We start from the raw sequence: 13,191 nt of genomic DNA, 5'->3' as shown, positions 1-13,191 counted from the left end.
AAGGAGGTTAGGACATGGCAAATGTAGGTAAAATAGTTCAGGTCATAGGGCCCGTATTAGACGTTAAGTTTAATAGTGAAAAAAGCTTACCTAATCTATTAAATGCATTAGTGATAAAGCATGGAGATAAAGAAATAGTAGCAGAAGTTTCACAACACGTTGGTGATGACACTGTTAGATGTATATCAATGAGTTCAACGGATGGACTTGTAAGAGGAATGGAAGTTGTAGATACAGGAGCTCCAATAAGTGTTCCAGTAGGAGATGCAACTTTAGGAAGAATATTCAATGTATTAGGTCAACCAGTAGATGGAAAGGCGGCACCACAAGATGCTCCTCAATTACCTATACATAGACCAGCACCTAGTTTTGAAGAATTACAACCAGCTGCTGAAATACTAGAAACAGGTATAAAAGTAGTTGACTTATTAGCGCCATACTTAAAAGGTGGTAAGATAGGTCTATTTGGTGGAGCCGGAGTTGGAAAGACAGTTCTTATACAAGAGCTTATAAACAATATAGCTTCTCAACATGGTGGTATATCAGTATTCGCAGGTGTTGGAGAAAGAACTAGAGAAGGTAATGACCTTTATGGTGAAATGAGTGAGTCTGGAGTTATAAACAAGACTGCACTAGTATTTGGACAAATGAATGAGCCACCTGGAGCAAGAATGAGAGTTGCATTAACAGGACTTACAATGGCGGAATATTTCAGAGATAAAGAAAACCAAGACGTTTTATTATTCGTAGATAATATATTCCGTTTCACTCAAGCAGGATCTGAGGTTTCAGCGCTTCTTGGACGTACTCCATCAGCAGTTGGATACCAACCAACATTAGCTACAGAAATGGGTAGATTACAAGAAAGAATAACATCTACTAAGAGTGGATCTATAACATCAGTTCAGGCTGTATATGTACCTGCCGATGACTTAACTGACCCAGCGCCAGCTACAACATTCAACCACTTAGATGCTAAAACAGTTTTATCTAGACAAATAGCATCATTAGGTATATTCCCAGCGGTTGATCCATTAGAATCTAGTTCAAGAGTTCTTGACCCACATATAGTTGGAAAAGAACATTATGAAGTAGCAAGAGGAGTTCAATCTATATTACAAAGATATAATGAGCTTCAAGATATAATAGCTATACTTGGTATGGACGAATTATCAGACGAAGATAAATTAACAGTTGCTCGTGCTAGAAAGATACAAAGATTCTTATCTCAACCTTTCCACGTTGCAGAACAATTTACAGGATTCGCTGGTAAATATGTACCATTAAAAGAAACTATAAGAAGTTTCAAAGAAATATTAGAAGGAAAGCATGATGCTTTACCAGAATCAGCATTCTTATTCGTAGGGAACATAGAAGAAGCTGTTGCTAAATCAAAGGAGAGTAGATAATAATGGCAAGCGAATTTGCACTTGAAATTGTTACTCCTGATAAGACCTTTTACAATGGAACAGCTGAGATGATAATAGTTAGAACTACTGAAGGAGATAGAGGTATACTTAAAAACCACAGACCTTTAGTAGCTGGATTATCAACTGGAACTCTACGTATTAAAAAAGACGGAAAATATAAAGAGGCTAAAATCTCTGGAGGATTCATGAATGTAGATAAGGAAAAGATAGTTATCGTAACTGAATCTGCTGATTGGATATAAAAAAGATTTTATAATTTTATATATAAAAAGAGCTAGAATTTTTCTAGCTCTTTTTGTATATAAAATATTTTTAATTTAAAGTAGAAGTCATTGAATAGAATCATCTAATAGTAATACAATAATACTATAGGTAATTTTGGGAGGATATAATGAATATATTAGATATTGGTGTAGATATTATAGAAATTGAGAGAATAAGAAATATTTTAGAAAATAATCCAAGGTTTTTGGATAAAATATTTACAAAAAATGAAATAGATTATTTTAAGTCAAAAGGATTTAAAGCTGAGACTATAGCAGGTAATTTTGCAGCTAAAGAAGCAGTTAGTAAATCTATAGGTACAGGCATAAGAAATTATAATTTTAATGATATTGAAGTTTTAAGAAATGATTTAGGAAAGCCAGTTGTTAAAACTTATAATAATCTAAGACAAATTTGCATAGATTATAATGTTTTAGAAATAAAAGTTTCAATATCTCACTGTAAGGAATATGCAGTAGCAAATGCAATGACTATAATTAAGGAGTGATAAAATGAAGAATAAAACAGCAAAAGATATAATGACTCAAGATGTAATAATTGCAAAACAAGATGATAGTTTAGCAAGTGTAGCTAAATTATTAATTCAAGAAAAGATAGGAGGGTTACCTGTAGTAGATAATGACAGTAAGGTTGTAGGGATAATTTCTGAAACTGATATAATGAAAAAAGAAACTTACATAGAATCTCCTCACATAATAAATTTCATGCAAGGCCTAATATTTTTAGATGACTATAAAAAATTAGAAGAGGATATGAAGAAGGTAGCAGCATATAAAGTAGAAGATTTAATGTCTAAGGATATAGTTAAGGTTCATGAAAATGATAAATTTGATGATATAGCTAACCTAATGATAAAGAAATCTATAAATAGAGTTCCGGTAGTAGATGATGATAATAATTTAAAAGGAATAATATGCAGATATGATATAATTAAATCAATGTATAATGAATAATATACAATAGGAGGATCTTAAGTGAAAAAGTGGGCCGTAATAATTATTGTAACTATCGGCATTTTAGGTATTGTCATAGGATGTCAAAAGAAAGAGTCCACAAAAGAAGAATTATATGAAGAATTTCAAAAGAAAATATTAACTATGTCTTCTTACAAATGTACAGCAAGTGTAGAAGTTGTAGGAAATAAAAGTGCACATAATTATGTGTTTATTCATAATTATAATAAGCCAGACAATTATAAATTAGAAGTAGTTTCTCCTGAGCACTTAAAAGGTAAAACTATAGAGTATAATAAAGATAAAATATTAGTAAAAAACCCGGATATAAATGATACTGTAGAATTACCTAACGTAGGAAAGAATGACCAGTATATGTTTATAGGTGATTTTATAAAAAACTATCTTCAAAGTGAGGAAGTAATGATAAATTTATCTAAGGGAAACTTATGCCTAGAAACTTCAATACCTGGGGATAATCAATATTTTAATAAGCAAGTTTTATACATTAATTCAAAGACAAAAGTACCTGAAAAAATGGAAATACTAGATGATAAAAATGATATTAGATTTACAGTGACATATAAGGATTTTGAGTATAAGAAATAAGGGGAAGAAAGATATGAAAAATATAATAACAGCTCCTACGTGGGCGGAGATAAATCTAGATAACATAAAATTTAATTTAAGTAATATAAAAAAATTATTAAATGAAGATACTAAAATTTGTGCAGTAATAAAAGCTAATGCATACGGACATGGGTCAGTTGAAGTCGCAAAATACTTAGAAAATGAAAACGTAGATTACTTTGCAGTAGCTAGATTGGAAGAAGCTATAGAATTAAGAGAAAATAACATAAAACTTCCTATATTATGTTTAGGTTATATTCCGGAAAACTCTTTAGAAATAGCTATTAAAAATAATGTAACTCTTACTGTTTATTCTTTAGAAATGGCAGAAAAAATTAACAATATTTCTAGTAGTATAAAACAAAAAGCTTTTGTTCATATTAAGGTTGATACAGGTATGTCTAGAATAGGATTTTTATGTAATGAATCTTCAGTGAATGACATAGAAAAGATACATGATTTAGAGTTTATAGAATTACAAGGTATGTATACTCATTTTGCTAAGGCAGATGAAGAGGATAAAGAATTTACTTATAAACAAGTAGAAAAGTTTAAGTTTATGGTAGATAGCTTACTTTCTAAGGGTATAAAAATACCTATAAAACATGTATCTAATAGTGCGGCAATTATGGATTGTCTAGACTTGAAATTTGATATGGTAAGATGTGGTATAGTACTTTATGGACATTATCCATCTGATGAAGTTATTAAAGATAGACTGGAATTAAAACCAGCTATGAAGTTAAAAACGACAATAGCTCATATTAAAGATATTGAGTCAGACACAGGTATAAGTTACGGATTAAAGTATAAAAGTAGTAAAAAAGAAAAAATCGTAACTATACCTATTGGATACGCTGATGGGTTTACAAGAATGCAAGGAAGTCCTAAGGTACTTATAAAAGGTAAGGCCTTTGATATTGTTGGCAGAATATGCATGGATCAATGCATGGTTAAAATAGATAAAGAAATAGACATAAAAGTAGGAGATGAGGTTATAATATTTGGAGAAGATAATATGACCGTTGAAAGAATGGCTAAAGATTTAGGAACTATAAACTATGAAATTTTATGCATGGTATCAAGAAGGGTTAGCCGTGTTTATATGGTAAAAGATGCAATTTTACAAGCGGGTAGTTATTTGATAAAATAAAATTGATAGTATACTCCGGGAGGCGATTTTGTGCGTAATAAAAGCAAGGAAAAAATAATATTTACTTTACCGGATTCTCTAATATCTGAAGTAGATTATATCGTCCAGATGGAGAATAGCAATAGAGAAGATTTTGCAAAAGCTGCTTTTCAATTCTATATAACTCAAAAGAAAAAAATAGACTTCAAGGAGCATATGATCAAGGGTTATAAGGAAATGGGTCAAATTAACCTATCATTAGCTGAATTAGGTATGACAAATGAAGTATCTTCTGATGATAATTCAGAAGGGAAGATTGCTCAAGGTGAGTACTAGCCCAGATATAAAGCGAGGATACTTATTTTATGCTGATTTAAGCCCAGTTGTTGGCTCAGAACAGGGAGGTGTTAGACCTGTTTTGATAATACAAAATGATATAGGGAACAAGTATAGTCCAACTGTTATAGTAGCAGCCATAACGTCCCAAATTAATAAGGCTAAGTTGCCTACTCATATAGAAATAAGTGCTAATGAATATGGGCTTAATAAGGATTCTGTTATTCTCTTAGAACAAATAAGAACTATAGATAAAAAGAGGCTAAGAGAAAAGATTGGTTGTCTAGATAAGAATATGATGGTAAAAGTAGATAATAGCCTTCAGATAAGCTTAGGGCTATTTGTACTATAAAGATATTGATATTATTTTTAATATCAATATCTTTTTTTATTTAAAAAAATTATAATTATGATATTTATGGAAAGAGTATAAATTATATATTTAATGTATGATTTTATATATATAACATTTCAAACTAAATTATAAATAAAATTTTAAAAATAGGGATTATATTTATAAATATAGCTATATATTAAAATGTAAAAATAAGAAATTTAAAATTATCTTACATAAAGCATCTCAATATAGCTAAAAAATACACATAATAGCTTTTATTTAAAAATTATGAGTAAAAAACTATACAAAAGTGATATAATAATATGAGATTGAAAGAAAAAATACATTACATAATGAGTAATTTTTACTTTACAAACACAGGGAGGTAATTACATGAGAGACCATAAAGGATTAAATGAGATTGCACGTAATATCAGAAAAGATATAGTCTCTATGATACATGAATCTAAGTCTGGACATCCAGGAGGATCATTATCAGCTGTTGAGATATTAACAGCCCTTTACTTTGATGAAATGAATGTAGATGCTAATAATTGCAAAATGGAAGATAGAGATAGATTTGTTTTATCAAAAGGACATGCAGCACCAGTGTTATATTCAACTTTAGTTCAAAAAGGATTCTTTGATAAGACTGAGCTAAGTAAACTAAGAAAGACTGGAAGCCTATTACAAGGACACCCAGATATGAAAAATATCCCAGGGATTGATATGTCTACAGGTTCATTAGGACAAGGTTTCTCAGTAGCTTGCGGTATGGCTATGGCATCTAAGTTAGATAATGCACCGTGGAGAGTATATACTTTACTTGGTGACGGAGAAGTTCAAGAAGGAATAGTGTGGGAAGCAGCAATGAGTGCAGCACACTATAACCTTGATAATGTTGTGGCATTTTTAGATTATAATGGACTTCAAATAGATGGAGACGTATCAAAAGTAATGAATATCGGGCCAATAGTAGATAAGTTTAAAGCTTTTGGATGGAACGTAATAGAAATAGATGGTCATGATTTTGATCAAATATTTGCAGCTCTTGATATGGCTAAAGAAACAGTAGGAAAACCAACTATGATAGTTGCTAAAACTGTAAAAGGTAAAGGTATATCATTTATGGAAAATGAAGCTGGATGGCATGGAACTGCTCCAAGCGATAGTGATTTAGAAAAAGCATTAGAAGAATTAGGGGGTGCAGATAATGAGTAAGATAGCAACTAGAGAGGCATATGGAAAAGCATTAGTTAAATTAGGTCAAATTAATGATAATGTAGTTGTCTTAGACGCAGATTTATCAAAATCTACTAAAACAAATGATTTTTATAAAGCATTCCCTGACAGATTCTTCAATATGGGGATAGCTGAACAAAACTTAATAGGAGCAGCTTGTGGTTTTGCAGCAGCAGGAAAGATTCCTTTTGCAAGTAGTTTTGCTATGTTTGCAACAGGAAGAGCTTTCGAAATAATAAGAAACTCAGCGGCATATCCTAAATTAAATGTTAAAGTATGTGCAACACATGCTGGTCTTACAGTAGGTGAAGATGGAGCATCTCATCAAAGTGTAGAAGATATAGCTATAATGAGAGCTGTACCAAACATGACTGTTTTAGTTCCTGCAGATGGTGTAGAAACTGAACAAATGATATTAGAAGCAGCTAAATTCAATGGACCTATGTATGTTCGTCTTGGAAGAAGTGCGGTTCCTACATTATTTGACGAAAATTATAAATTCGAGATCGGAAAAGGTACAGTAGTTAGAGAAGGTAATGACGCTACTATAATAGCTTGCGGAATAATGGTAAATGAAGCGGTTATAGCTCATGAAGCATTAAAATCAGAAGGTATAAATGTTAGAGTTATAAATATGTCTACTATAAAACCTATAGACAGAGAGATAATAATAAATGCAGCAAAAGAGACAGGTGCTATAGTAACTGCTGAAGAACACAATATAATCGGTGGATTAGGATCAAGTGTAAGTGAAGTAGTAAGTGAAGAATATCCGGTTGTTGTTAAGAGAGTAGGAGTTAAAGATACATTCGGAGAATCTGGAACGCCAGCTGAATTATTAAAAAAATATGGATTAACATCTGATGATATAGTTAAAGCTATAAAAGAAACAATATCTAAGAAATAATAAAAAAGATATAACCTTGTAAGGTTATATCTTTTTTTATTGTTTAAAAATATACGCCTACAAGTTTGTATGAAAACTAATAAATTTTCTTCTAATAATTGAACAAGTTTCATATATTTTAAATAGACAAGGGGGTGATATATTTGAATATAAAATTTAATATTAAGGGCGTAATATATGGCGTTTTAGTATTAATACTTATAATTGGGGGATTCGTGTTTATACCTAATATGTTTATGGAAAAATCAAAGCCAGTAGATTATACGATATTACAAAGAGAATCAATACCAGAAAAAATATTAGATATAATGGACAAATATACAAATGAAGAGAGAGCATTAGCTGTAAAGTTAGATAAAAAAATATACGTAATAGTAACTAGAGGTAATGATAGTAAACATGGAATTCAAATAGACAAAATAGACCTTTTAAAAGAAGATGAGAAAAATATAATGAGAGTAAAGGCTACATATAAAGATAAAGAAAAATCTTCTCCATACGTAGTTGTAGAAACAAACCTAACTGATTTACCAGATAGGATAGAACTAAATACATCTAAATCAGAATAATAATACTATTTATAAGTACATATAAAGAATCTAATAATCATTTTGGTTATTAGGTTTTTTTATTTAAAGAAAATTTAATAATAACTAATTATTTACCATGAAGTAGGGAAAAATAAAAATTAAAATACTACATAGAGGTGAATAAATGTTAAATATAGATAAATATAAAGTAGATATAGAAAATTTAAAATGTAAAAATGTTTTAGATAGAATGAATTTTAATACAACTAAGGATATAACATCAATAAGAGAAATAATTGGACAAGATAGAGCTGTTAGTGCTATAGAGTTTGGACTTAAAATGAAGCAAAATGGATATAACATATATGTAGCAGGTTCTAGCGGACTTGGAAGGACTAGCTATACTAATAAACTTATAAAAAAGCATGCAAAGCAAAAAGAACTTAAAGACTGGGTATATGTTTATAACTTTAAGAATTCAAATGAGCCTACATCACTATCATTTAAATCAGGCGAAGGTAAGTTATTTAAAAAAGATATAGAAGATATTATAGATAAACTTAAATCTGAAATTCCTAAAATATTTAACTCTAAAGAGTACGAATATCATAATAGGTTGTTAATGAGTGAATTAGAAAATAATATACAAAAGATAATAGAAGACTTAAATGAGTTTTCAAAACCCAGAGGATTTAAGTTTCAAGTTACAGATAGGGGCTTAATGAGTATTCCAATAAAAGAAGATGGAACACTAATGCAAGAAGAAGAACTAGGGAACCTTACAACAGTAGAAATAAAAAGACTACGAGAAGAAGGAATAAAGCTTAATCAAGATAGCAAAGAATATATAGATAAGATTAAAGCCTGTGAAGAAGATTATAAAAATAAAAATTTCGAGTTAGATAAAAATGTTGGAAAGAGTTTAGTGAATTTCTACGGACAGTATTTAATAGGTAAATATGGAGATGATGAAAAAACTAAAAAATATATTAATGATTTATGTGATGATATAGTTAATAACATTTCTAAATTTAAAGTTGATAATGAAGAAAATCAACAAAATCCAATGGCTCTATTAGGTATGATGTCTCCTAAAAATGAAGAAAAGTTATTTAGTAAATATAAGGTTAATTTATTTATAGATAATAGCGAATGTAATGAATGCAAAATAATAGTTGAAAATAATCCTACATATTACAATATGATAGGTTGTATTGAATATAAAAATGAAATAGGAGCACTAACAACTAGTTTTATGGAAATAAAACCAGGAGCACTTCATAAAGCAAATGGAGGATATTTGATTATAAATGCAAAAGATTTATTATCGAATCCATTTTCTTGGGATTCTTTAAAAAGAAGCTTAAAGACTGAGAAAATAGCAATAGAGTCTTTGAACAAGCAATATGGATATGTAGTTACATCTACATTAAAGCCGGAACCGATAGACTTAGATGTAAAAGTTATACTTGTAGGAGATAGCTATTATTATAGTCTTCTTTATGCATATGAAGAAGATTTCAGAAATCTATTTAAAATAATGGCAGACTTTGATATAGAAATTGATAAAAATGAAGAAAACATATATAAAACAGTTCAATTAATAGCTAATAAATGCAATGAAGATGGTTTAAAGCATTTTAATAAGTCTGCAGTAGAAAGAATAATAGAATATAGTACTAGAGTGAGCGACAATAAAGATAAGCTTACAGCTAGGTTTAATAAAATAGTAGATATAATATATGAATCATCAACTATAAGTGATGAAAATAATGAATATGTAACTAGAGACGATGTCCAAAATGCTATAAATCAAAAGATATATAGAAGTAATAAATATGAAGAAAAATTAAATGAAATGTTTGAAGATCAAACTTTATTAATTGATATAGAGGGAGAAAAAGTAGGTCAAATAAATGGACTTGCTGTAATGGGTACGGGAGAGTACTCTTTTGGAAAGCCATCTAAAATAACAGCTTCTACATATAAGGGTAGAAGTGGTGTTGTAAATATAGAAAGAGAAATAAAGCAAAGTGGAAGTATTCATGATAAAGGCGTATTGATTTTAAGTGGATACTTAGGGTCTAGATATGGAAAGGAAAAACCACTATCAATAACTACATCTATTACATTTGAACAAAATTATAGTGGAGTAGATGGAGATAGTGCATCAAGTACAGAACTATATGCCATAATTTCTAGTATAGCGGATATTCCGATTAAACAGCATATAGCAGTTACAGGTTCTGTAAGTCAAAAAGGAGAGATACAGCCAATAGGTGGAATAAATGAAAAAATAGAAGGATTCTTTGATGTATGTAAAATAAAAGGATTTACAGGAAATCAAGGTGTTATGATGCCTATACAAAATGTTAAAAATCTAGTTCTTAAAGATGAAGTAGTAGAAGCTGTTCAAGAAGGTAAGTTTAATATATATGCAATATCAAGCATTGAAGAAGGATTACAAATACTTACAGGAAAAGAAATAGATGAAATTGATAAAAAAGTTAATGGCATACTAGAAAAATATAGGGAAAGTGATAAAGACGATAGCGATAAGAAAGATAAAAAGTAATATAAGTATAAAATACCTAATATAAGGATTGATAAAGCAAAAGCACTTAATTAAATTTACTTTATTAAAATGCTTTTGCTTATATTTTTATAATTATAATGAAGAGGTTAGTATTCTCGTTTCTGTAACTATGTAATCTAATTGAGCGTCATGTGGTTCTTTTGGGACATCATTAAATATTTGGATATCAAAAGCTATTCCTATGGTTATGGCATCATCTCTTAACTGTTCTAAGAATCTGTCATAAAATCCACCACCATATCCAAGTCTATAGCATTTTTCATCATAAGCAACAGCAGGAACTATTACTATATCAATGTCAGAGATATTTACTTCACATGAAGATTCTTTTTTAGGTTCTCTTATGCCATAAGCGCCAATTTGGATATCATTTTTCAAATCATTAATTTGGCATGGAATAAGTTTTCTTTCATTAAGTATAGTTATTGGAGATGAAACGATCTTTTTAAGAGATAAAAGTTTATTGACTAATTCATCTGTTTGAACTTCATTATTAAAATCTAGATAAAGCATAATATTTTCTGCATTTTTAATACAGTCCATTGCTAATAATTTTTCTACAATTATTGATGAGTGCTTAGATACAAAATCAGAACTTTGATTTTTTCTATTAGATATAACCTTACTTCTAAATTCTTTTTTCATAAAATCTACCCCTTTTACTATGGTATAATGTGGATATGAATTCACACATCCATCTAACATGAATTTTAGTATAAGTAAATAACTTAAATCAATACAAATGCTAAATAGTAATAAAAAGAATAGCTAGTCATATAATATATAATAGATTAGGATAAAGGAGATGCATCAAACATGATATCAAAGAAAAAAGCTATTATATACGGTATAGTTCTCGTAGTAGTTACAGCTTTATTTACATCAACTTTTCAAATTGCACTAGGTGATAAAGTTGTAATATCTAAAGATATGTACGAGGGATATAAAAAGTATAACAAGATGGTTGGATTAGAAGGTATGATAAAGGAAGACTTTTATCAAAAGCCAACTGATAAAAAATTAGTAGATGGAGCAATAAAAGGATTATTCTCTGGACTTGATGATCCATATTCTCAATACTACACAAAGGAAGAGTTTGAAAGATTAAAAGAACAAACAAGTGGATCTTATGTAGGCATAGGTATATATATAAGTCCTACATCTGAGGATGATTACATAACAGTAATAGCTCCAATAGAAGGCTCTCCAGCTGAAAAGAGTGGAGTGCAATCTGGAGATAAAATAATAAAAGTAGATGGAAAGCCTGTTTTCTCTAAAAATTCTGATGAGGCAGTAGGAATGATGAAAGGAAAAGCAGGAACTGAAGTTGAATTAACATTAAACAGAGATGGAAAAGAATTTAATGTTAAAGTTAAGAGAGAAGAAATAGTTTCAAAGAGTATAGAAAGTGAAATGTTAGAGGATGGCATTGGATATATAAAAATAATTTCATTTAGTGAAAATACATATAAAGACTTTAAAGCTGCACTTAATAAGTTACAAGAAAAAGGAATAAAAGGTTTAGTTTTAGATGTTAGAGATAATGGCGGTGGATTATTGGATATATGTCAAAAAATTGCGGATGAATTAATAGGTGAGGGAACGATTGTATATACTAAGGATAATAAAGGAAATACAGAGTATCTAAAATCAGGTAAAGGAAAAGTAGATTTACCTATTGCTATATTAACTAATAAAGGAAGTGCATCTGCATCAGAAATACTTACGGGCGCTCTTTTAGATAATAAAGCTGGAATATCTGTAGGAACAACTACATTTGGAAAAGGATTAGTACAAAGTGTAAGAGAATTAAAAGATGGAACAGGATATAAGTTAACAACAGCACAGTACTTTACTCCAGATGGAGACTATATAAATGGAAAAGGTATAAAGCCAACAATTGAGGAAAAAAATGAAACAAAACAATTAGATGTTGCTACTAAATGGATTAAAGATCAAATGAAGTAGTAAAAAGTTAATAAATAAAACAATTTATAAAATTAAATTTAATATTATAATTTATATACGCATTTTAAGCTATATTACTTTAAAAAATGAAAATTTTTATGAAAATTTTTATAATAAATAGAAGGTTATAGGCTTAAAGTATAGAATTAATTAGTATAGTTAATAATGTTAATTAGGATGTGATTTTATGAATAAACATAGAGAAAAAGTTGTTAATCTTCAAGAATATAAAGAGAAGAAAAAACAATTACAAACAGATAGAGAAGAACTTTTGAACTTAATAAAGAGAATAGTTACAATAAAATAGGGAGTATTAATACTCCCTATTTTATTGTGAAAATGTATTTATAAAGCTATGACATTTTTAAGTCATTCATGTAATTCTGAAATTGGGAGAACTCATTTTCATCATTAACTTCAATTTCAAGAGCTTGTGAATTTTCATTATCAAAGTTTTTAAGATATATTGTATGGTTGCTATTTGTACAATCATGATAAATGCATCTATATCCATCTTCATATAAACTTTTTAAATCATTAAAACTAGTCACAAAATCATCTCCTTATAATATTGCATTAGATTATATATAGTTTTACACAAAATAGATATAGTATTCAAAATACTATAAATATCTACAATTTAACTGTATATATAGTTTATAGAAATATATGAATAAATAAAAAATAAATAAAATTTTAAAAAATTTTAAAAAGTATTGACGATATAAATTTGAGATGGTATAGTTATACTTGTCCTTAAGAAAAGGGCGAACAAAAAGAAAGACAACAGAAAAAAGTTGACAAGGTTAAATAACTTTGGTAAACTAAGGAAGTTGAAAAACAAT

The 13,191-nt window shown here is 29.0% G+C and carries 15 protein-coding genes; 13 read left to right on the top strand and 2 right to left on the bottom strand.

Going from position 1 to position 13,191, the window contains the following annotated elements; genetic code table 11:
* Positions 1-14 precede the first annotated feature (14 nt).
* The 12 genes from atpD to BN899_RS17065 all read left to right on the top strand — a co-directional run bounded on the left by atpD (position 15) and on the right by BN899_RS17065 (position 10,357).
* Positions 15-1,409 carry a F0F1 ATP synthase subunit beta gene (gene atpD, locus BN899_RS17120; RefSeq protein ID WP_042277996.1) on the top strand — a complete coding sequence of 465 codons (1,395 nt, stop codon included), beginning with the start codon at positions 15-17 and terminating at the stop codon, positions 1,407-1,409.
* 2 nt (positions 1,410-1,411) lie between these two features.
* On the top strand, positions 1,412-1,672 hold the full coding sequence (gene atpC, locus BN899_RS17115; RefSeq protein ID WP_042277994.1) for an ATP synthase F1 subunit epsilon: 261 nt from the start codon (positions 1,412-1,414) through the stop codon (positions 1,670-1,672).
* Positions 1,673-1,821: 149 nt separating this feature from the next.
* Positions 1,822-2,202, top strand: coding sequence for a holo-ACP synthase (acpS, locus tag BN899_RS17110; RefSeq protein WP_042277992.1), 381 nt, complete (start codon positions 1,822-1,824; stop codon positions 2,200-2,202).
* A 4-nt stretch (positions 2,203-2,206) separates the two neighbouring features.
* On the top strand, positions 2,207-2,668 hold the full coding sequence (locus BN899_RS17105; protein ID WP_042277990.1) for a CBS domain-containing protein: 462 nt from the start codon (positions 2,207-2,209) through the stop codon (positions 2,666-2,668).
* 21 nt (positions 2,669-2,689) lie between these two features.
* Positions 2,690-3,277 carry a germination lipoprotein GerS gene (gene gerS / locus BN899_RS17100; RefSeq protein WP_042277988.1) on the top strand — a complete coding sequence of 196 codons (588 nt, stop codon included), beginning with the start codon at positions 2,690-2,692 and terminating at the stop codon, positions 3,275-3,277.
* A 13-nt stretch (positions 3,278-3,290) separates the two neighbouring features.
* Complete coding sequence (alr, locus tag BN899_RS17095) at positions 3,291-4,451, top strand: alanine racemase (RefSeq protein WP_052356898.1); 1,161 nt, start codon at positions 3,291-3,293, stop codon at positions 4,449-4,451.
* A gap of 30 nt (positions 4,452-4,481) precedes the next feature.
* Positions 4,482-4,766 carry a hypothetical protein gene (locus BN899_RS17090; protein ID WP_042277986.1) on the top strand — a complete coding sequence of 95 codons (285 nt, stop codon included), beginning with the start codon at positions 4,482-4,484 and terminating at the stop codon, positions 4,764-4,766.
* Positions 4,756-5,118 carry a type II toxin-antitoxin system PemK/MazF family toxin gene (locus tag BN899_RS17085; protein WP_147568601.1) on the top strand — a complete coding sequence of 121 codons (363 nt, stop codon included), beginning with the start codon at positions 4,756-4,758 and terminating at the stop codon, positions 5,116-5,118. Before BN899_RS17090 ends, BN899_RS17085 begins: the two co-directional genes overlap by 11 nt.
* Positions 5,119-5,496: 378 nt before the next feature.
* The gene (locus BN899_RS17080) at positions 5,497-6,324 is read left to right on the top strand and encodes a transketolase (protein WP_042277981.1); all 828 of its coding nucleotides are present in this window, start codon (positions 5,497-5,499) and stop codon (positions 6,322-6,324) included.
* On the top strand, positions 6,317-7,252 hold the full coding sequence (locus BN899_RS17075; protein ID WP_042277980.1) for a transketolase family protein: 936 nt from the start codon (positions 6,317-6,319) through the stop codon (positions 7,250-7,252). Before BN899_RS17080 ends, BN899_RS17075 begins: the two co-directional genes overlap by 8 nt.
* Positions 7,253-7,386: 134 nt before the next feature.
* Positions 7,387-7,821 carry a hypothetical protein gene (locus tag BN899_RS17070; RefSeq protein WP_242824229.1) on the top strand — a complete coding sequence of 145 codons (435 nt, stop codon included), beginning with the start codon at positions 7,387-7,389 and terminating at the stop codon, positions 7,819-7,821.
* A gap of 145 nt (positions 7,822-7,966) precedes the next feature.
* The gene (locus BN899_RS17065; RefSeq protein WP_042277976.1) at positions 7,967-10,357 is read left to right on the top strand and encodes a Lon protease family protein; all 2,391 of its coding nucleotides are present in this window, start codon (positions 7,967-7,969) and stop codon (positions 10,355-10,357) included.
* A 93-nt stretch (positions 10,358-10,450) separates the two neighbouring features.
* Here the strand turns inward: BN899_RS17065 and BN899_RS17060 are convergent, their stop codons facing one another.
* On the bottom strand, positions 10,451-11,023 hold the full coding sequence (locus BN899_RS17060; RefSeq protein ID WP_042277973.1) for a 5-formyltetrahydrofolate cyclo-ligase: 573 nt from the start codon (positions 11,021-11,023) through the stop codon (positions 10,451-10,453).
* Between the two features lie 171 nt (positions 11,024-11,194).
* Between BN899_RS17060 and BN899_RS17055 the strand changes: the two genes are divergently transcribed.
* Positions 11,195-12,346 carry a S41 family peptidase gene (locus BN899_RS17055; protein WP_042277971.1) on the top strand — a complete coding sequence of 384 codons (1,152 nt, stop codon included), beginning with the start codon at positions 11,195-11,197 and terminating at the stop codon, positions 12,344-12,346.
* A gap of 353 nt (positions 12,347-12,699) precedes the next feature.
* Here the strand turns inward: BN899_RS17055 and BN899_RS17050 are convergent, their stop codons facing one another.
* A complete protein-coding gene (locus BN899_RS17050; protein WP_042277969.1) occupies positions 12,700-12,897 on the bottom strand; it encodes a hypothetical protein in 198 nt (65 codons plus the stop codon).
* Positions 12,898-13,191: the final 294 nt, after the last annotated feature.

The sequence above is a fragment of the Faecalimicrobium dakarense genome (assembly GCF_000499525.1).
Taxonomy (GTDB): domain Bacteria; phylum Bacillota; class Clostridia; order Peptostreptococcales; family Peptostreptococcaceae; genus Faecalimicrobium; species Faecalimicrobium dakarense.
The sequence above is the reverse complement of the archived record's forward strand: the minus strand, read 5'-3'. Positions and strand labels throughout refer to the sequence as shown.